Raw genomic sequence first — 17,746 nt, 5'->3', positions numbered from 1 at the left:
AGCGGACAGAACGTCCGCGAAAGTCAGGGGCCGGGCTCGCCGGCACCGCAGGAAGCGCGTATCACCAGCTCGGGCGTGAGCAGTTGGCGGATACCGTCGTCATGGCCGGGCAGTTCCACCAGCCGCATCAATCGGGTCATCGCCTGCTCGCCCAGGCGCGCGATGCTGACCCGCATCGTGGTCAGCGCCGGATGGACGAAGCGTGCCAGCGGGATGTCGTCGAATCCGGCCAATGCCACATCGCCGGGTACCGACACATCGGCCTGCGCAAACGCGTACAGGCAGCCGAGCGCGGTCATGTCGTTGGCGGCAAATACCGCATCGGGCAAGGTGCCGGCGGCCAGCATTGCCAGCCCGGCGCGATGGCCGGAGGCTTCATCGAAGTCGCCGGCATATTCCATTCCCTGCGCCTGGTCGCCGAACCCGGCAATCGCGTCGCGGAAACCGCGCAGGCGTTCGCGCGCATCGAAATTGAGCGCCGGCCCGCCGATGAAGGCGATGCGCCGGTGGCCGGCGCGCAGCAGATGCTCGGTCATGGCCATGGCGCCGGCATGGTCATCGATGCTCAGCACCGGATAACCGGCGCCGGGCAGATGCGCATTGATCAGCACCGTCGGCAGCGACGGCGGCAGGTTATCGGTGAGAAAGCCCGGCTGCTCGGCGTAGGGAGAGAGCACCAGCAAGCCATCGACGCGTCCACGCATCGACCGCAGCGCCCTGCCCTGGGCTTCCGGGTCGCCGTGATAGCTGGACACCAGCAAGTGCTGGCCGGCAGCGCGCGCCGCGCCATCGATGCCGCGGATCAACTCGGAAAAGAATTCGCCATACAGGTCGGGCAGCACCACGCCCAGGGTCTGGGACCGCCGGCTACTCAGGCTGCGGGCTGCTGCATGCGGGCTGTAACGCAGCCGCTCGGCCACTTCCATGACCTGCCGGCGCACCGGCCCGGCAACGTTGTCGTGCCCATTGAGCGCACGCGACACGGTAGCGACAGAGACCTGTGCTTCCCGAGCGACATCTTTGATGGTGACCGCACCCTTGGCCATTCGTGTCGCCCTCCGCGACCGACTTCCCAAAACTGGCGCGGACTGTAAGCGTTTTCATAAGCGGGCGTAAACCCCTATCTTCACACCTGTGAAAACGCTTACAGATCAAGCGCCTGCAAGTGATGGAGGTGTGAATAAATGTGCTGCGACGCAACAAATCGGCACCCACGTGTCCACAAACGAAGCAGAACGTCGATCACGTTTGGGCTGGTTGGGTTGCTGCATCGATGGGCGCGCAGGCCCTACCGACGTAGGAGCGCACCCGGGCGCGGCGGGCGTTATCGACAATGCCCGTCGCACCCGGGTGCGCTCCTGCGACGGTGGTTTGGTCCAGCGGGTTCGCTTTACCCCGCCTCGCCCGGCGCGAGCGCCTCGATCGACAAGGCATGGATGTCGGTCTGCATCATCTCTCCCACCGCAGCGTAGACCGCACGGTGACGGGCCAGTGGCGGCTTGCCGGCAAACACTGCGCTGACCACGCGCACATTGAAATGTCCGCGCCCATCGCGCGCGCCGGCGTGTCCGGCATGCCGGTGGCTGTCGTCCACCACCTCCAGCTCGGTAGGCGCCAACGCCGATTGCAGCGCCTGGCGAATCCGCTCGACCCGGCTCATGGCAGTACTCATGGCAGTACCCGGCGGAACGGCCGGACCTCTGTGCGCACGTAGACGCCCGCAGCCACATAGGGATCGGCATCGGCCCAGGCGCGCGCGTCTTCCAACGCATCGAACTCGGCGATCACCACGCTGCCGCTGAAACCGGCCGGGCCCGGATCTTCCGCATCGATGGCCGGGCACGGGCCCGCTACCAGCAACCGCCCCGCAGCGGCCAGCGCCTGCAGACGCGCCAGATGGGCCGGTCGCGCCTGCTGACGCGCGGCCAATGCGTCGACCCCGTCATACCCTTCGATTACGTACCACACATGCCACCTCACCCAGAACTTGAAGATCGTCGCAGGGATTCTAGCCGCGTCAGCGCTGGACACCGCCCCCGCGCACGCATTACCCTTGACGCTTACTGCACACGCAACCGGACGCAGCGGCCCGTCGGCCCAGGCCCCACGCCTCATTCGACGACCGATTCGCTGCCCACCGCCGGCTCGCGTAGACGACCTCCTCGCTGTTCCGTCGCCGCATGCCACGCGGCGCCTGATGGTATGTGGATCGGCGTATGTGAATTTGTGGGATCGTGCCGAAACAGGCACGACATTGATCGCAATAACTCAAGGCAAAGCCCTGCAGGCGCGGCTCAGACCGCGGCCGGCGACCGTAAGACCCGATGTCGACCTGATGAATTCCGAACTCGCGCACGCCGCGACTCCGCCAGCCGCAAGCGCTCACCCACAGCAGCAGGAAATGCCGCTGGCGGTCGTGCATGGGCAACCGGTACTGCAGATCCCGCAGGATCTGTATATCCCGCCGGATGCGCTGGAAGTGATTCTGGACGCGTTCGAAGGTCCGCTGGATTTGTTGCTGTACCTGATCCGCCGTCAGAACCTGGACATCCTGGATATCCCGGTCGCCGAGATCACCCGGCAATACGTGGACTACATCAACGTGATGCAGGAACTGCGTTTCGAACTGGCGGCCGAATATCTAGTGATGGCTGCAATCCTGGCCGAGATCAAGTCGCGCATGCTGTTGCCGCGCCCACCCAGCCAGGAAGGCGAAGAGGACGACCCGCGCGCAGAGCTGGTGCGCCGTCTGCAGGAATACGAGCGCTTCAAGCAGGCCGCCGAAGACCTGGACACCCTGCCCCGCATGGGCCGTGACAGCGCGCCGGTGCAGGCGCATCTGCCCGAGCGTGCAGCGGTCAAGCTGCCGCCGCCGGTGGAGCTGAAAGAAATGCTGATGGCGCTGTACGACGTGCTCAAGCGCGCCGAGCTGTTCACCGGCCATGCGATCAAGCGCGAGGCGCTAAGTGTGCGCCAGCGCATGGGCGATGTGCTGAGCCGCCTGGACGACGGCAAGTTCTACCGCTTCGAATCGCTGTTCACTGCCGAAGAAGGCAAGCTCGGCGTGCTGGTCACCTTCCTGGCGCTGCTCGAATTGGCCAAGGAGCAGTTGCTGGACATCGTGCAGGAGGCGCCGCTGGCGCCGATCTACGTGAAGTCGCTGGCGTTGGGCAACACCAATGCGCCGTTGCAATTCTCCAGCGAATTCGATGACAGCGACGCTGCCAACGAACCTATCTGAAGCCGATCACCGAATGGATCAAGCGCTGATCACCCGCATTATCGAAGCCGCCCTGTTGGCAAGCAGCCAGCCGCTGACGCTGGCGCAGCTGCAGGGCCTGTTTCCGGAAGAAGAGCCGGCACCGCCCGGCAGCGTCGAGCGCGCGCTGGAACTGCTGCGCGAGGGCTGCGCCGAGCGCGGCGTGGAGCTGGTCGAGGTGGCCTCGGGCTTTCGTTTCCAGGTCAAGGCAGATGTGCACGGCTGGGTCGCCCGTCTATGGACCGAGCGCCGCACCAAGTACACCCGCGCCACCCTCGAAACCCTGGCGTTGATCGCCTATCGCCAGCCGATCACGCGTGGCGAGATCGAACAGGTGCGCGGGGTGGCGGTCAGCAGCAACATCATCCAGGCCCTGGAAGAACGCGAGTGGATCCGCGTGGTCGGCCACCGCGACGTGCCCGGCAAGCCGGCCCTGTTCGGCACCACCAAGGGCTTTCTGGATTACTTCGGGCTCAAGCGATTGGACGAGCTGCCGCCATTGTCTGAGTTGAAGGACATTGCCGAACTGGAACCGCAGCTGCCGCTGGACCGCGATGGTCAGCTGGATGGCGTGGTGCCGGCCTCGGCAGCGATGGATGCGGCGCAAGGCCAGGCCGATGCAGGGGCGTCCGACGCGGATGGTGGCAACGCCGACGCCGACGCCGACGCCGACGCCGACGCCGATGAGCATGCATCGGATGCGTCGGAGACGGAGACGGCGCTTGCCGCTGCGTCCGATGCAGATGCCGAAACTTCCGTTGACGCAAGCGGTAGTGCGCCGACCGACAGCGAAAGCGACTCGGACGTTGCAGCGGATTCGCATCGTTCGATTGAAATAGATAACGACATCGATGCCGGCACCGATGTTGATGGTGATGTCGGCAGCGACAGCACCAATGACGACCAGGCATCCAGCGCCGACGACGACGCCGATACAGAAGTAGCCGACGCCGGCACGGCAGACGACACCGCCGACGCGCCGAGCGACGACACACCGCACCACCCCGAGGCCTCCTCGGCGCAGCACACGCAACACACGCCAGACCCAGACAGCGCCCGCGAGGGCGACCCCGACACCGCGCCGGGCACGCGCGCGGATGCAGTGAACGAAGACGAAGACAACGCCGTCGCGACGACGACCGTGGCTGTTGACGAAGCCGATTCCGACCCAGAGGCCGACCCACAACGCGTCGGCCGGAGCCAGACACATGAGTGACACCCCCCGCAAGCTGTCGTTGAACAAGCTTTCCCTCAAGCGCGACAGCGCGCCCGAAGCGCCGAAGCTGGAAGAGCGCCTGCACAAGGTGCTGGCCCAGGCCGGCCTGGGCTCGCGCCGCGCGCTCGAGCAGCGCATTGCCGATGGCCTGATCAAGGTCAATGGCGCCGTCGCGCAGACCGGCATGTCGGTGCGCAGCGGCGACAAGATCGAGCTGGACGGCCGCAGTTTCGTGGCCAGCGCGCTGACCGAACCCTCGCGCGTGCTGATCTACAACAAGCCCGAAGGCGAAGTGACCACGCGCGAAGATCCCGAAGGCCGACCGACCGTGTTCGAGTCGCTGCCGGCATTGAAGGGCTCGCGCTGGATCGCCATCGGCCGCCTGGACATCAACACCACCGGCCTGCTGCTGCTGACCACCGACGGTGAGTTGGCAAACGCGATGATGCACCCCTCCTACGAGGTCGAACGCGAATACGTGGTCCGCGTGCGTGCACCGGAAGGCGAAGAGAACGTCTCCGACGCCATCATCGAGCGCCTGTCGCGCGGTGTGCTGCTGGAAGACGGCGGCGCCAAGTTCGACGAAATCGACCGTATCGGCGGCACCGATTCGCACGACTGGTTCCGCGTGGTGGTCAAGGAAGGCCGCAACCGTGAAGTGCGCCGTCTGTGGGAATCGCAGGGCTGCCAGGTCAGTCGCCTCAAGCGCAGCCGCTACGGCAAAATCTCGCTGCCGCGCGAACTGCTGCGTGGGCAGTCGGTGGAAGTGGTGCAGGAAAAGGTCGACGCCCTGCGCGCCGAGCTCAAGCTCGAAGAAGGCGCGCCGTCGGCACTGACCCTGCAGCCGGTGATCGGCCAGCGTCGCGCTGCCAAGTCGACCGTGCACGTCTCGCGCGATGGCCGCAGCAATGCCTACGTCAATGGGCAAACCTCCGGCGCCGATGAAGGCCGCGAGCTGCGTCGCTTCGACAACCCGCGTGACGATCGCGGTGGCCGCGGTCGCGGCAAGCCCGGCGGTTTCAAGGGTGGTCTCACCGTCAGCGGTGAAGCAGCCGCGCGGCAGTCGCAGCAGCGCCCGTTCAAGCCGCGCGCACCCGGCAAGGGCGACCGCGCACTGCCGGATGGCAACCCGGCCGCGTTCCGTAGCTGGTATGTGCCCGATGGCGTGAGCACCGGCCCGAGCGGCCACCGCAACGCCGGCCCCAGCGGTCCTGGCACCGGCCAGGCACGTCCGTATGCCAAGAAGGGTCCGGGCGGCGCGCGTCCTGGTGCCGGCGGTCAGGGTCAAGGCCGTGGCGCTGCTGGCGGCGGCGGTGGACAAGGTCAGTCGCAGGGTCAAGGCCAGGGGCAGCGCAAGCATCCCTATGGTCACCCGGGCAATGCGCCGAGCTTCCCGTCCGATCATGCCAATCCGGGTTCCAGCCCGTATGGCGCCGCGCGTCCTGCCAGCCGCCCGAGCGGCGGCCGTCCGGCGGGTCCGGGCGGTAACCGCGGACCTGCGGCCGGCAATCGCGGCCCCGGCGGTCCGGGTGGCGGCGCGCGCGGACCGGGTGGTCCCGGTGGTGCACCGCGTGGCCCGGGCGGTCGTCCGCCCGGTGGCGGCAACCGTCGTCCGCCTGGCGGCGGCAATCGCGGCCGCTGATCCACGCTGCATGCACTAAAAAAAACGGCCCCGCGAGGGGCCGTTTTTTATTGAGGTCGACGTGGTTGCCGCTTCGATCGATGGGTCGGTGCAACCTGGTCGATCTCATTCGCCAACCGCTGCCCGCAGCTGACATCGGCGGCAACGCAACCATGCAAACCGCATGCGGCGTCGCTACCTGCTGCCAGAACTCCCGCGCATTACTTGCGGCGTTCGATCACGAAGTTGCCGACCGCAACGCCCAGGTCGACGCCTTCGCCAGTACCGGCGAGCGCGAGCGAGATATCGCCCTTGGTGACCACCTGCGCGGTGCTGGACTTGACCACGCCCGCATGCGCTTCGGCAGAGGCATAGGTGCCGAACAGGTCATTCAGACTGTAGGCGCCGGAGAACGAGCCGCGGCCACCGGTGATCTTGGACTTGCCCACCGTCAGACCCCCGCCCTTGCTGGAAATCTTGACCGGAATGACCGCCCCGTTGTCGCAGGTGATGGTGCCGGTGCCGCTGGCGGTCTTGTAGAACACCGACCAGCCGGACAGGTTGAACTTCAGCTGGCAATCGATATTGCCGGCGGCCTGTGCCTGCGGCGCAAGCGTTGCCGCGCCAAGCAGTGCAAAAAGAGACAGTGACTTGATCATGTGTGCGTTGCCGGTGGTGGACGTGGCCGGAGACTAGCAGCGCCGATGTGGCAGCCGCGACAAGGTGGCGGCACCTCTCCAACGCGCGTTCAGCGAATCATTATCTCGGGGCCTCGCAAGGGGTGGCGCTGCAGAAGCGGCCGCGCCGTGGGATCATCCGCGCATGTCACGCATCGCCCACAGACTGCTCTTCGCCGCCCTGTTGCTGCCGTCGCTCGCGCATTGCGGCGAGACGATTCCGACCCGGGGCTATACCGTCGTCAATCGTTATCCGCACGACACCGCTGCCTTTACCGAAGGCCTGCTCTATCTCAACGGGCATCTGTACGAGAGCACCGGCGAGCTGGGCCACTCCAGCGTGCGCAAGGTCGAGCTGGAAACCGGCCGCGTGCTGCAGCAGGCCGATACGCCTTCGCCCTACTACGGCGAAGGCATCGTGGCCTGGGGCGACCGGCTGATTCAGTTGACCTGGCGTAACCAGCGGGGCTTCGTCTACGACCTGGCCACGCTGACACCGCGCTCGCACTTCGCCTACGCCGGCGAAGGCTGGGCGCTGACCAGCGACAACCGCAACCTGTACATGAGCGATGGCACTGCCCGCATCCGCCGGCTGGACCCGCAAACGCTGCAGGAGACCGGCACCATCAAGGTCACCGCCGGTGGCAAGCCGTTGGACAACCTCAACGAACTGGAATGGGTCAAGGGCGAGTTGTGGGCCAATGTCTGGCTCACCACCCGCATCGCACGGATCGACCCGGCCAGCGGCAAGGTGATCGGCTGGATCGACTTGAAGGCGCTGGTTCCCGATGCCGACACCTTGACCGACCCCAGCAACGATGTGCTCAACGGCATCGCCTACGACGCCGAACACGATCGGCTATTCGTCACCGGCAAGCGTTGGCCGCAGCTTTACGAAATTCGGCTGGCTGAGTAGCCGGGATTGGGGAGTCGGGATTGGGGATTGGCAACGGCAGGCGAGCGGACGGCTGTGCCTTGGCTGCTTGCATCAATCCCTAATCTCTAATCCCTGATCACAAACGTATCCGCATCCAGCATTGCCGGGAAGCGTGCACGGTGCTCGGCGAGTGCCGCGGCACTGAGGGTGGTGGTGACCACCTGCGGCTGCTCGCGGATTTCCACCTGCGGCTGGCCGAGAAAATCGATCACTGCGCTGTCGCCGGCGTAATGCAGCTGATTGCCATCGATACCGACGCGGTTGACTGCTGCCACAAAGCACAGGTTTTCGATCGCACGTGCGCGCAGCAGCGTCTTCCACGCATACGCGCGCGCAGACGGCCAGTTGGCGACGAACAATTGCAGATCGAAATCCAGCTGGCCCGGCCGCTCGACATCGAAGCGATTGCGGCAGAACACCGGAAAGCGTAGGTCGTAGCACACCTGCGGATTGATCCGCCAACCCTTCCAGTCCACGCACAGGCGATCGCGCCCGGCCGCATAACGCAGGTGCTCGTTGCCGAAGCGGAACAGATGACGCTTGTCGTAATACTGCAGCGCCCCGTCCGGTGTGGCCCACAGCAGCCGGTTGAACACGCCTTCGGGCGTGCGTAACTGCACGCTACCAGTGACCGCAGCGCCCAGCCGCGCCGACTGAGCACGCACCCACTCCACGGTCGGCCCATCCATGCCTTCGGCCTTGTCGATGGCCTCGTTGGAGAACCCGCTGGTGAAGGTCTCCGGCAGGATCACCAGATCGGTCTGCCCGGCCAGTGGCTGCAGCAATGCAGCGTAATAGTCGCGATTGCCGGCCGGATCATGCCAACGGGTATCGCCTTGGATCAGGGAGATGCGCAGGTCGTGCATAGGAGGCTCGGGAATGGGGAGTCGGGAATCGGGAATGGGTAGAGCGGGTGTGGTGGTGTCTGTGCGCTATGTGGGTGACAACGTCGGAGGGGCGAGAAGGACACAAGCAACGCGCTCACGATTCCCTGTTCCGGGCCGGCAGGAATCAAGAAGGAGTCCAGTAACGCTCTTACGATTCCCCAATCCCGATTCCCGATTCCCGGCCCTCAGAGCTTCTGCAAACGTTCGATCGCCGCATCCAATGTCGCGTCGTTCTTGGCAAAGCACAGCCGTGCCAGTCGCTGACCGGCTGGTGCCTGTTCGTAGAACGGCGACAACGGAATCGCGGCCACGCCTTTTTCGATCGTCAGCCACTTCACAAATTCGGTATCGGGCAGATCGCTGATGGCCGAATAGTCCACCAGCTGGAAATAGCCGCCGGGCACCGGCAGCGGTATCAGGCGCGTGGTCAACAGCTGCTCGCGGAAGCGGTCGCGCTTGGCTTGATAGAACGCGCCAAGCTGCTCGTCGTGCTCGGGCTCATCGCGGATCATCGCGGCGAACGCGTGCTGCGCCGGGCCGAAGCTGGTGAAGGTGTTGTACTGATGCACCTTGCGGAATTCGGCGGTGAGCGCCGGCGGTGCGATGGCATAGCCGATCTTCCAGCCGGTGCAGTGGTAGGTCTTGCCGAAACTGGAAATCACGAACGCGCGCTCTCGCAGTTCCGGCCAGCGCAATACCGATTCGTGGCGACGGCCGTCGAACACGATGTGCTCGTAGACTTCGTCGGACAGCAAGAAGATCTCGGTGCCGCGCAGCAGTTCGGTCAGCGTCTGCATGTCCTCGGCCGAGAGCATCGCGCCGGACGGGTTGTGCGGCGAGTTGATCATCAGCAGTCGCGTCTTCGGCGTGATCGCCGCGCGCAGCGCCTGCCAATCGACCGCAAAGGTCTGCGGGTGCAGCGCCACATGCACCGCGCGCGCGCCAGCCAGATCGATCGCCGGCTCATAGCAGTCGTAGGCCGGGTCCAGCACGATGACTTCTTCGCCGGCCCGCACCACGGCGTGAATGGCATTGAAGATCGCTTCGGTGGCGCCGCTGGTAACGGTGATTTCGGTGTCGGCGTCGACCTGTGCGCCGTAGCAGCGCTGGGCCTTGCCGGCGATGGCCTGCCGCAGCGACGCAACACCGGTCATCGGCGGGTACTGGTTGTGGCCGGCGCGCATGGCCGCTTCCAGCTCATCGACCAGGCGCTGCGGCACCGGGAAATCGGGAAAGCCCTGTCCCAGGTTGACCGCGCCGTGTTCGGCCGCCAGCTGCGACATGACGGTGAAGATGGTGGTGCCCACCTTGGGCAGCTTGGTCGTGAGGGGCATCGTGCCTGTCCGGAACAAGAAACGGGGGACCGCGAGTGTACGCAAAGCGGCCGTGCGGTTGCGCCAGGCTCACCGCAAAACAGCGTTCCCGGACACATCGCGCCGCTGCGGTGCGCCCGTGCCGCGGCCATCGTCGCTACAATGCGCGCCCTGTCCCGCCCTTCCCCATGCCGTCCTGCGACGGGAGCCCGCTGCGCCGATGATCGAACCGCTGCACACTGCGCCCCCGCTGCTGGCGGCGCGCGCGCTGGCCTTCAGCCGCAATGAGGAGCCGGTCTTCGGCCCACTGGATTTCCATGTCGATGCCGGCGAAGCCCTGCTGGTGCAGGGCGACAACGGCGCCGGCAAGACCACCTTGCTGCGGGTGCTGGCCGGCCTGCTGCATGTGGAACACGGCGAAATCCAGATCGACGGCAAGACCGCCCGGCGCAGCGACCGCAGTCGCTTCATGGCCTACCTGGGGCACCTGCCCGGCCTGAAGGCCGATTTGAGCACGCTGGAAAACCTGCACTTTCTGTGTGGCCTGCATGGCCGGCGGGCCAAGCAGATGCCCGGCAGCGCGCTGGCCATCGTGGGCCTGGCCGGCTACGAAGATGCCCTGGTGCGGCAGTTGTCGGCCGGGCAACGCAAGCGGCTGGCACTGGCGCGGCTATGGTTGTCGCCTGCGCCGTTGTGGCTGCTGGACGAGCCCTACGCCAACCTCGATCTGGACGGCATCACCTTGGTCAACCGGATGATCTCCGCGCATCTGCGCGGTGGCGGCGCGGCGCTGGTCACCACGCATGGCGCCTACGCGGCCCCGCCGGTGCGCACCCGAATGCTCACCCTGGAGGCCGCAGCATGAGCACGCCGCCGTCGCCACAACCATCGTTGCTGCAGGCCGCGCGCGCGCTGCTACGTCGCGATCTGCAATTGCTGTGGCGCCGTCGCAGCGACGCGCTGCAGCCGGCCTTGTTCGCGCTGCTGATCGTGGTGTTGTTTGCGCTGGGCCTGGGTGGCCGCCCGGACCTGCTGGCGCAGGCGGCGCCGGCGGTGCTGTGGCTGTCGGTGCTGCTGGCCGGCCTGCTGTCGCTGGACGCGCTGTTCCGCAGCGACGTGGAAGACGGCTCGATGGAGCAATGGTTGCTGGCACCGGTGCCGCTGGCGTGGTTGATCGCCGTGCGCGTGCTGCTGCATTGGGCGACCAGCGCCTTGCCGCTGATCGCAGTGACGCCGTTGCTGGGCGAATTGCTGCACCTGCCACATGACCAATTGCCGGTGCTGCTGGCATCGTTGGCATTGGGTACACCGTTATTGAGTCTGCTCGGCGCAGTGGTTGCGGCACTGACGGTGACGATGAAACGCTCTGGTATTCTCGTGGCGTTGCTGGCGTTGCCGCTGTATGTGCCGGTGCTGGTGTTCGGTGCCGGCAGCGTTGCGGCCAGCGGGCAAGGACAGGATACGGTGGGTGCGTTGTTGTTGTTGGGCGCCGGATTGGTGATCGGCATTGTGCTGGCACCGTTGGCGGCAGCGGCGGCGATCCGGATTTCGCTCAGCTGATCGATGTTGCAGATGCGCCATTGATGGGACACCGTAAGTCGTTCGGCGGTGTCGTACCGAGAGCTGTCTCCATGCAAAAAGCCATCGCCACGCCAAGAGCCATCGCCATCGCATGAACGTCGTCGTCCGCTGGTTCCACCAAGTCGCCTCACCTCCGATCTTCGACCGATTTACCGCGCGCTGGGCGCCGTGGTGCTACGCGCTGGCGGCATTGCTGCTGGGCGCAGGCATGTGGCAGGCGCTGTTTGCGGTGCCGGCCGACTACCAGCAAGGCGATAGCTTCCGCATTCTCTACATCCATGTGCCGAGCGCGTGGATGAGCTTGTTCGTGTTCGGGTTGATGGCGGTGTATGCGGCGATCGCGCTGATCTGGCGCATCAAAGTGTGCGAGATCCTGGCGATGGCATGCGCGCCGATCGGCGCGGCATTCACCGTGATCACCCTGCTCACCGGCAGCATCTGGGGCAAGCCGATGTGGGGCGCCTGGTGGGACTGGGACCCGCGCCTGACAACCGAACTGATTCTGCTGTTCTTGTATCTGGGCGTGATCGGCCTGTATCACGCCATCGACGACCGTCGCCAAGCCGCACGCGCGGCCGCGTTATTGGCGATCGTCGGCGTGGCGCTGCTGCCGGTGATCCGTTATTCGGTGGTGTGGTGGAACTCGCTGCATCAGGGTCAGAGCATTCGGCTGCTCGGCCCGTCCACCATCGATGCCAGCATGCTGCTGCCGCTGTGGTTGATGGTGATCGGCACCAAGTTCTGGTTCGCCGGGTCGCTGCTGACCCGCGCGCGCGCCGACAACCTGCGCCGCGAGGCCGGCAAGGCCTGGATCGTGCGCGATGCCGAGGGCGCGGCATGAGCTATCTGCCTTACGTGATCGCCGCCTACGCGGTGTTTGTGCTGGTGCTGCTGTGGGACCTGATCGCCGGCCGCTGGCAGGTGCGTCGTGCCTTGAAGATCGCGCAAGCGCGCCGCCTGCGTGAGCGCAAGCGCACGGTGCCCAGCGATGCGGAGCTGACCCGATGAACCCGCAACGTCGTCGCCGGCTGTGGCTGGTGCTGGCGCTGGTGCTGGCCGCCGGGCTGGCGACCACGCTGGTGGCGATGGCCTTGCAGCGCAACGTGGCGTATCTGTACACGCCGTCGGAGGTATTGCGCGGCGATGCCGGCGACCACGCTAGGTTCCGGCTCGGCGGTATGGTCGAAAAAGGCTCATTCAAACGCGCCTCCGGTTCGCTGGAAGCGCAGTTCCGCGTCACCGACGGCGATGCGCAGCTGGCGGTGCGTTATGACCGCATCCTGCCGGACCTGTTCCGCGAGGGTCAGGCCGTGGTCGCCACCGGTCGTATGCAGCAAGGCGTGTTCGTGGCCGAAGACGTGCTGGCCAAGCACGATGAAACCTATATGCCGAAGGAAGTGGCCGACAAGATGGGTAGCGCGCATCGCAAGCACCAGGTGGTCCCAGGCAAGGTGACGCAGTGACGGTCGGAAGCAGTGGCGGCAGACCGGGTCACCGGCAAGCGCAGGCAAGTGAGAGCCCTGACATCGGCGCGGATCGTGCCGCGTTGACGGCTTACCCGTCTTTGATGCTGTCGCTTAAGTTCCGCCAGGCAGCACGCCGCCGCGCGGCCGTGCACACCAAGCAACCTGGCACTGAGAGATCGGAGCTGCGTGTTCCGACAAAACGTCGCAGCACGACAGGAAACACGTGTTCCGGTAACGCCCCTGTGTCAGGCCTGCTCCGCTTCTTGATTGCCGGTTCGCGGCAGCGGTCTATGCGTCTCTGCTCCCAATCCCTAGTTCCCCATGCTTCCTGAGCTCGGCACCTTTCTGCTGGTCCTGGCCCTGCTGGTCGCGCTGGTGCAGGCCGCATTGCCGCTGGCTGGCGCGCAGCGCGGGCGCCGCAGCTGGATGGCGGTGGCGCGCCCGGCAGCATTGGTGCAGCTGGGCCTGATCGCCGCGGCCTTCGCGCTGCTGACGCATGCGTTCTTGGTGCAGGACTTTTCGGTGCGCTATGTCGCCGAAAATTCCAACAGCCTGTTGCCGGTGATCTACCGCTACTCGGCGGTGTGGGGCGCGCACGAAGGCTCGCTGCTGCTGTGGACGCTGGTGCTGGCGCTGTGGACCGGCGCGGTGGCGGTGTGGTCGCGGCAGTTGCCGGCGCAGGTGATCGCGCGCGTGCTGGGGGTGATGGCACTGATCAGCATCGGCTTCCTGGCGTTTTTGTTGTTCACCTCCAATCCGTTCGCGCGGTTGCTGCCGGTGCCGCTGGAAGGCGCCGACCTCAATCCGCTGCTGCAGGACCCGGGGCTGATCATCCATCCGCCGATGCTGTATTGCGGCTACGTCGGCTTTGCGGTGCCGTTCGCCTTTGCCATCGCCGCGCTGCTGGAAGGCCGCATGGATGCGCGCTGGCTGCGCTGGACGCGGCCGTGGACAAATGTGGCGTGGTCGATGCTCACCGTGGGCATCGCACTGGGCAGCTGGTGGGCGTATTACGAACTGGGCTGGGGCGGTTGGTGGTTCTGGGACCCGGTGGAAAACGCCAGTTTCATGCCGTGGCTGGTCGGCACCGCGTTGCTGCATTCGCAAGCGGTCACCGAAAAACGCGGCAGCTTCGCCAGCTGGACCTTGCTGCTGGCGATTGCGGCATTTGCGTTGTCGTTGCTGGGGACTTTTCTGGTGCGCTCGGGCGTGCTGACCAGCGTGCATTCGTTCGCTGCCGACCCGTCGCGCGGGCTGTTCATCCTGGTGTTTCTGCTGATCGTGGTCGGTGGCGCATTGCTGCTGTACGTTCTGCGCGCGCCGGGCATGTCCGCCAGCAACGACCCGCGCCGCGCGTTTGCCGGCAGCTCGCGCGAAACCTTGCTGCTGTTGAACAACCTGCTGCTCACCTGCGCCTGCGCGATGGTGCTGCTCGGCACCCTGTATCCGTTGCTGGCCGATGCGCTGGGCCTGGGCAAGCTGTCGGTCGGCCCGCCCTACTTCGGCACCCTGTTTGTGGTGTTGATGGCGCCGCTGGTGGCGTTGCTGCCGTTCGGCCCGCTCACCCGCTGGCAGCGCGAGCAGGCGTCGCGGCCGCTGGCGATGCTGGCGCCGTGGGCTGGCCTGGCGCTTGCCGCAGGCGTGCTGGCCTGGTTCATGGCGCCGCAAGGCCAGCTCAAAGCCGCCATCGGCGTGGCCGGCGCGGCGTGGGTGATGCTTGGCACGGCGCGCTTTCTGTGGACCCGCCGCGCGGCCAAGGGGCGCAAGTTCACTGCCGAAATGCTGGGCATGGTGCTGGCGCATCTGGGCGTTGCGGTATTTCTGGCCGGTGCCTTGCTGGTGGAGTCGCTGAGCCTGCAACGCGAAGTCGCGCTGGCGCCGGGCCAGCAGGTGCAGATCGGCCGCTACGCACTGCACTTCGACACCGTGGAAGAACTGCGCGGGCCCAATTACGTCTCCGACCGCGCCAACCTGCAGGTGTTCAAGGACGATGCGCCGGTGGGCGTGCTGCATGCAGAAAAACGGCGCTATGCCAGCGGCGGGCAGACCTTGACCGAGGCGGCGATCCGCCCCGGCCCGTTCGGCGACCTGTATGTCGCGCTTGGCGAACCGCTGGGCAATCAGGCCTGGGCGGTGCGCGTCCACCTCAAACCGTTCGTCCGCTGGATCTGGCTGGGGGCGTTGCTGATGGCGCTCGGTGGCCTGGTCACCGCGGCCGACCGGCGTTTTCGTCGTTCTCCGGAGATCCAAGATGGTTGAGTCACGTTCGCCCCGCTTGCCCACTGCCGTACTCGTGGGCGCCATCGTGCTGCTGCTCGCACTTGCAGCGCTGCTGGTCTACGCGGTGGTGCGCTCCGGTCAGGGCGATCGCGATGCCCTGCCCTCGGCCCTGATCGGCAAACCGGCGCCGGAGTTCGCGCTGCCGCTGCTGCACGACCCCAGCATCGTGGTGCATGCGCGCGAGCTGCGCGGGGCGCCGTACATCATCAACGTGTGGGGCAGCTGGTGCCCGGCCTGCCGCGAAGAACACCCGGTATTGAGCCGCTTTGCGCTGACCAAGCGCGTGCGCGTGATCGGCTACAACTGGAAGGACGAGCGCGCCGATGCCTTGCGCTGGCTTGAGCAGCTGGGCAACCCGTATCTGCTGGTGGTCGCAGACAAGGACGGGCGCACCGCCATCGACTTCGGCATCGCTGCCGCGCCGGAAACCTTTCTGATCGACGGACGCGGCGTAGTGCGTTGGAAATACAGCGGCATGCTCACCCAATCCATCATCGACACCCAGTTGATTCCGATGCTGAGCAAGATCGAGCGCTCGCCCACCGCCGCACCGGACCTGCACGCCCCCCAATGATGCGCGCCTGGCTGCTCACGCTACTGCTGTTGCCCTGGCTGGCCCTGGCCCAGCCGGTCGGCGATCCGTCGCCGCTGCAATACCGCTCGGCGGCCGAAGAAGCGCGCTTCCATGCGCTGACTGCCGAGCTGCGTTGCGTGCAGTGCCAGAACCAGTCGCTGGCCGATTCCAATGCGCAGATTGCGCAGGACCTGCGCCGCGAGGTACTGGCCTTGATGCACGAAGGCCGCAGCGATGCGCAGATCCGGCAATTTCTGGTCGCCCGCTATGGCGAGTTCGTGCTGTATCGCCCGCAGGTGGAATCGCGCACCTGGCTGCTGTGGTTCGGCCCGTTGCTGGTGTTGCTGCTGGGCGGGGTGGTGGTGATGGTTGTGGTGCGTCGACGCAGCGCTGCGGCGCCCGCGTTGCCCGCCGATGAGCAGGAGTGGTGATGGTCGGCTTTGTCCTTGCGGTTGCGGTGGTCGCGCTGCTCGCCTTCGGCGTGGCGCTGCGCCCGCTGTGGCGCGAAACCCGCGCCCTGACCGCCAGCGTTGCGGTGCTGTTGCTGGCTGCAAGCGCGGCCTTGTATTGGCTGGTCGGCACGCCATCGGCGATCGAACAGGTGGCCGACCGCCCGGCCACGCCACGCACCCTGGACGAGGCCATCGTGCAGCTGCGCACCGCCCTGGCGAGTAACCCAGATCAGGCCGAAGGCTGGGTGTTGCTGGGGCGCTCGTTGTCCAGCCAGCAGAAATTCGCCGAGGCCAGCGACGCGTTTGCGCGCGCAGTGGCGCTGCGCCCGGACGAGCCGGACGTGCTGGTGGCAGCCGCGCAGTCGCGCATGCTCTCCGACGACAGCGGCCGCCCGGACCCGGAGGCGATGCGTCTGCTCGAACACGCGCTGGTGGTGCAACCGGACCATCAGCGCGCCCGCTGGTTTCTCGGCGTGGTGCAGCGTCAGGCCGGTCAACCGGCCAAGGCCAGCGCAACCTGGGAGCCGTTACTGAGCGTGGTCGATGCCGCCACCCGGCCCGGCCTGCTCGAACAGATCAACGCTGCGCGGCAGGAAGCCAAACTTGCGCCGCTGACACCTTCGCCCACCGCCGACACATCTGCCGGCAAGCGCATTAGCGTGCGCGTGTCGCTGGATGCGGCGTTCGCGCAACGTGCCGGCCTGCCTGGCGACACCAGCGTATTCGTGATCGCACGCGCAGCCGGCACGCCGATGCCGGTTGCGGTGGAAAAGCACACGCTCAGCGAGCTGCCGTTGACCATCACCCTGGACGATGGCGACAGCCCGATGCCGACGCGTGCGCTGTCGTCGCTGGACACCGTGCAAGTGCTGGCGCGCTTGTCGCGCAGCGGTAACGCCATGCGCCAGGCCGACGATGTGGAAAGCGCGCCGGTGACGGTGGAGTTGCCGGCCAAGGCGGATGTGGAGTTGGTAATCGGGCGCTGATTGCTCGCCACTTACAGCATTCCATGCCAGCGCCTGCGCACGACCATCTCGACGAGTCCTTGCCCGCTCACCGTCGCGGGATCTTACTCGGCATGGATGCCGCCTAAAGCTCGCAGAGACGTGCTTGCAGCGTGTCTTGCGATGGTGCGCGAGCAAGGCCCTGAAACGAAGCCGCAGCATCGAGGGCGCGGTGCCCTCGCCGCTCGCGGGACACGCCGTAAACCCATCCCTGGGGGCTCGTTGGCGGCATCCATGCCGCCAACGGTCCCGCAATCGGCAAGGACACCGGACCAGATAGTTGGTCGGCAGTCGCGTGAAAAGCTGCTTGTCGCTCGGCATGCGTCGAAGGTTAGGCCGGCGCATCATGCGTCAACAAGCCTCATCACGCATGGCTCTTGACCAAGCACACCGACCGTCTGGACTGGTCCTTGTCCGCTCACCGTTGCAGGACCCTTGGCGGCATGGATGCCGCCACGGAGCTTACATGGACGTACTTG

The 17,746-nt window shown here is 66.2% G+C and carries 19 protein-coding genes; 13 read left to right on the top strand and 6 right to left on the bottom strand.

Features of this window, described 5'->3' with window-relative positions; all coding sequences use genetic code 11:
* Positions 1-23 precede the first annotated feature (23 nt).
* The 3 genes from VC212_RS16190 to VC212_RS16180 form a co-directional block, all read right to left on the bottom strand.
* Positions 24-1,046 (bottom strand): LacI family DNA-binding transcriptional regulator, encoded by a 1,023-nt coding sequence (locus VC212_RS16190; protein ID WP_055852166.1) that lies wholly within the window; start codon positions 1,044-1,046, stop codon positions 24-26.
* A gap of 344 nt (positions 1,047-1,390) precedes the next feature.
* On the bottom strand, positions 1,391-1,660 hold the full coding sequence (locus VC212_RS16185) for a BolA family protein (protein ID WP_055852162.1): 270 nt from the start codon (positions 1,658-1,660) through the stop codon (positions 1,391-1,393).
* Positions 1,661-1,668: 8 nt separating this feature from the next.
* Positions 1,669-1,968, bottom strand: a complete 300-nt coding sequence (locus tag VC212_RS16180; protein WP_055852159.1) for a YciI family protein — start codon at positions 1,966-1,968, stop codon at positions 1,669-1,671.
* A 367-nt stretch (positions 1,969-2,335) separates the two neighbouring features.
* On the opposite strand from VC212_RS16180, the gene VC212_RS16175 reads away from it, so the two are divergent.
* The 3 genes from VC212_RS16175 to VC212_RS16165 are packed head-to-tail and all read left to right on the top strand — an operon-like array spanning position 2,336 to position 6,117.
* Positions 2,336-3,241 carry a ScpA family protein gene (locus VC212_RS16175; protein ID WP_055852158.1) on the top strand — a complete coding sequence of 302 codons (906 nt, stop codon included), beginning with the start codon at positions 2,336-2,338 and terminating at the stop codon, positions 3,239-3,241.
* Complete coding sequence (scpB, locus tag VC212_RS16170; RefSeq protein ID WP_323526364.1) at positions 3,180-4,475, top strand: SMC-Scp complex subunit ScpB; 1,296 nt, start codon at positions 3,180-3,182, stop codon at positions 4,473-4,475. Before VC212_RS16175 ends, scpB begins: the two co-directional genes overlap by 62 nt.
* Positions 4,468-6,117: a pseudouridine synthase gene (locus VC212_RS16165; RefSeq protein ID WP_055852152.1), complete on the top strand. Its 1,650-nt coding sequence runs from the start codon at positions 4,468-4,470 to the stop codon at positions 6,115-6,117. Before scpB ends, VC212_RS16165 begins: the two co-directional genes overlap by 8 nt.
* Before the next feature lie 200 nt (positions 6,118-6,317).
* On the opposite strand, the gene VC212_RS16160 is transcribed toward VC212_RS16165, so the two are convergent.
* Positions 6,318-6,755 carry a hypothetical protein gene (locus VC212_RS16160; protein WP_055852149.1) on the bottom strand — a complete coding sequence of 146 codons (438 nt, stop codon included), beginning with the start codon at positions 6,753-6,755 and terminating at the stop codon, positions 6,318-6,320.
* 163 nt (positions 6,756-6,918) lie between these two features.
* On the opposite strand from VC212_RS16160, the gene VC212_RS16155 reads away from it, so the two are divergent.
* Positions 6,919-7,689: a glutaminyl-peptide cyclotransferase gene (locus VC212_RS16155; RefSeq protein ID WP_055852145.1), complete on the top strand. Its 771-nt coding sequence runs from the start codon at positions 6,919-6,921 to the stop codon at positions 7,687-7,689.
* An 86-nt stretch (positions 7,690-7,775) separates the two neighbouring features.
* Here the strand turns inward: VC212_RS16155 and VC212_RS16150 are convergent, their stop codons facing one another.
* A complete protein-coding gene (locus tag VC212_RS16150; RefSeq protein ID WP_323526363.1) occupies positions 7,776-8,576 on the bottom strand; it encodes an amidohydrolase in 801 nt (266 codons plus the stop codon).
* 206 nt (positions 8,577-8,782) lie between these two features.
* On the bottom strand, positions 8,783-9,931 hold the full coding sequence (locus tag VC212_RS16145) for a pyridoxal phosphate-dependent aminotransferase (protein WP_055852138.1): 1,149 nt from the start codon (positions 9,929-9,931) through the stop codon (positions 8,783-8,785).
* 199 nt (positions 9,932-10,130) lie between these two features.
* On the opposite strand from VC212_RS16145, the gene ccmA reads away from it, so the two are divergent.
* From ccmA to VC212_RS16100, 9 genes are all read left to right on the top strand, one after another.
* Positions 10,131-10,775 (top strand): heme ABC exporter ATP-binding protein CcmA, encoded by a 645-nt coding sequence (gene ccmA / locus VC212_RS16140; RefSeq protein ID WP_055852134.1) that lies wholly within the window; start codon positions 10,131-10,133, stop codon positions 10,773-10,775.
* Positions 10,772-11,470, top strand: coding sequence for a heme exporter protein CcmB (gene ccmB / locus VC212_RS16135; RefSeq protein ID WP_323526362.1), 699 nt, complete (start codon positions 10,772-10,774; stop codon positions 11,468-11,470). The genes ccmA and ccmB overlap by 4 nt, the downstream gene beginning before the upstream one ends.
* A gap of 112 nt (positions 11,471-11,582) precedes the next feature.
* The gene (gene ccmC / locus VC212_RS16130; RefSeq protein WP_055852126.1) at positions 11,583-12,332 is read left to right on the top strand and encodes a heme ABC transporter permease CcmC; all 750 of its coding nucleotides are present in this window, start codon (positions 11,583-11,585) and stop codon (positions 12,330-12,332) included.
* Positions 12,329-12,499, top strand: a complete 171-nt coding sequence (locus VC212_RS16125) for a heme exporter protein CcmD (protein ID WP_055852123.1) — start codon at positions 12,329-12,331, stop codon at positions 12,497-12,499. The genes ccmC and VC212_RS16125 overlap by 4 nt, the downstream gene beginning before the upstream one ends.
* Positions 12,496-12,954, top strand: coding sequence for a cytochrome c maturation protein CcmE (ccmE, locus tag VC212_RS16120; RefSeq protein ID WP_323526361.1), 459 nt, complete (start codon positions 12,496-12,498; stop codon positions 12,952-12,954). The genes VC212_RS16125 and ccmE overlap by 4 nt, the downstream gene beginning before the upstream one ends.
* Positions 12,955-13,278: 324 nt before the next feature.
* Positions 13,279-15,216: a heme lyase CcmF/NrfE family subunit gene (locus tag VC212_RS16115; RefSeq protein ID WP_323526360.1), complete on the top strand. Its 1,938-nt coding sequence runs from the start codon at positions 13,279-13,281 to the stop codon at positions 15,214-15,216.
* Positions 15,209-15,811 carry a DsbE family thiol:disulfide interchange protein gene (locus tag VC212_RS16110; RefSeq protein WP_228323877.1) on the top strand — a complete coding sequence of 201 codons (603 nt, stop codon included), beginning with the start codon at positions 15,209-15,211 and terminating at the stop codon, positions 15,809-15,811. The genes VC212_RS16115 and VC212_RS16110 overlap by 8 nt, the downstream gene beginning before the upstream one ends.
* Positions 15,808-16,242 carry a cytochrome c-type biogenesis protein gene (locus tag VC212_RS16105; protein WP_055852113.1) on the top strand — a complete coding sequence of 145 codons (435 nt, stop codon included), beginning with the start codon at positions 15,808-15,810 and terminating at the stop codon, positions 16,240-16,242. The genes VC212_RS16110 and VC212_RS16105 overlap by 4 nt, the downstream gene beginning before the upstream one ends.
* On the top strand, positions 16,242-17,249 hold the full coding sequence (locus VC212_RS16100; protein WP_323526359.1) for a tetratricopeptide repeat protein: 1,008 nt from the start codon (positions 16,242-16,244) through the stop codon (positions 17,247-17,249). Before VC212_RS16105 ends, VC212_RS16100 begins: the two co-directional genes overlap by 1 nt.
* Positions 17,250-17,746 lie beyond the last annotated feature (497 nt).

This window comes from Xanthomonas sp. WHRI 8932A, from assembly GCF_035012785.1.
Lineage (GTDB): Bacteria > Pseudomonadota > Gammaproteobacteria > Xanthomonadales > Xanthomonadaceae > Xanthomonas.
The sequence above is the reverse complement of the archived record's forward strand: the minus strand, read 5'-3'. Positions and strand labels throughout refer to the sequence as shown.

What these genes read in the sequence shown, in the direction of transcription:
- VC212_RS16190 (WP_055852166.1), bottom strand. Translation starts at nt 1,046, where the DNA reads ATGGCCAAGGGTGCGGTCACCATCAAAGATGTCGCTCGGGAAGCACAG.
- VC212_RS16185 (WP_055852162.1), bottom strand. Translation starts at nt 1,660, where the DNA reads ATGAGCCGGGTCGAGCGGATTCGCCAGGCGCTGCAATCGGCGTTGGCG.
- VC212_RS16175 (WP_055852158.1), top strand. Translation starts at nt 2,336, where the DNA reads ATGAATTCCGAACTCGCGCACGCCGCGACTCCGCCAGCCGCAAGCGCT.
- scpB (WP_323526364.1), top strand. Translation starts at nt 3,180, where the DNA reads ATGCGCCGTTGCAATTCTCCAGCGAATTCGATGACAGCGACGCTGCCA.
- VC212_RS16165 (WP_055852152.1), top strand. Translation starts at nt 4,468, where the DNA reads ATGAGTGACACCCCCCGCAAGCTGTCGTTGAACAAGCTTTCCCTCAAG.
- VC212_RS16160 (WP_055852149.1), bottom strand. Translation starts at nt 6,755, where the DNA reads ATGATCAAGTCACTGTCTCTTTTTGCACTGCTTGGCGCGGCAACGCTT.
- VC212_RS16155 (WP_055852145.1), top strand. Translation starts at nt 6,919, where the DNA reads ATGTCACGCATCGCCCACAGACTGCTCTTCGCCGCCCTGTTGCTGCCG.
- VC212_RS16150 (WP_323526363.1), bottom strand. Translation starts at nt 8,576, where the DNA reads ATGCACGACCTGCGCATCTCCCTGATCCAAGGCGATACCCGTTGGCAT.
- VC212_RS16145 (WP_055852138.1), bottom strand. Translation starts at nt 9,931, where the DNA reads ATGCCCCTCACGACCAAGCTGCCCAAGGTGGGCACCACCATCTTCACC.
- ccmA (WP_055852134.1), top strand. Translation starts at nt 10,131, where the DNA reads ATGATCGAACCGCTGCACACTGCGCCCCCGCTGCTGGCGGCGCGCGCG.
- ccmB (WP_323526362.1), top strand. Translation starts at nt 10,772, where the DNA reads ATGAGCACGCCGCCGTCGCCACAACCATCGTTGCTGCAGGCCGCGCGC.
- ccmC (WP_055852126.1), top strand. Translation starts at nt 11,583, where the DNA reads ATGAACGTCGTCGTCCGCTGGTTCCACCAAGTCGCCTCACCTCCGATC.
- VC212_RS16125 (WP_055852123.1), top strand. Translation starts at nt 12,329, where the DNA reads ATGAGCTATCTGCCTTACGTGATCGCCGCCTACGCGGTGTTTGTGCTG.
- ccmE (WP_323526361.1), top strand. Translation starts at nt 12,496, where the DNA reads ATGAACCCGCAACGTCGTCGCCGGCTGTGGCTGGTGCTGGCGCTGGTG.
- VC212_RS16115 (WP_323526360.1), top strand. Translation starts at nt 13,279, where the DNA reads ATGCTTCCTGAGCTCGGCACCTTTCTGCTGGTCCTGGCCCTGCTGGTC.
- VC212_RS16110 (WP_228323877.1), top strand. Translation starts at nt 15,209, where the DNA reads ATGGTTGAGTCACGTTCGCCCCGCTTGCCCACTGCCGTACTCGTGGGC.
- VC212_RS16105 (WP_055852113.1), top strand. Translation starts at nt 15,808, where the DNA reads ATGATGCGCGCCTGGCTGCTCACGCTACTGCTGTTGCCCTGGCTGGCC.
- VC212_RS16100 (WP_323526359.1), top strand. Translation starts at nt 16,242, where the DNA reads ATGGTCGGCTTTGTCCTTGCGGTTGCGGTGGTCGCGCTGCTCGCCTTC.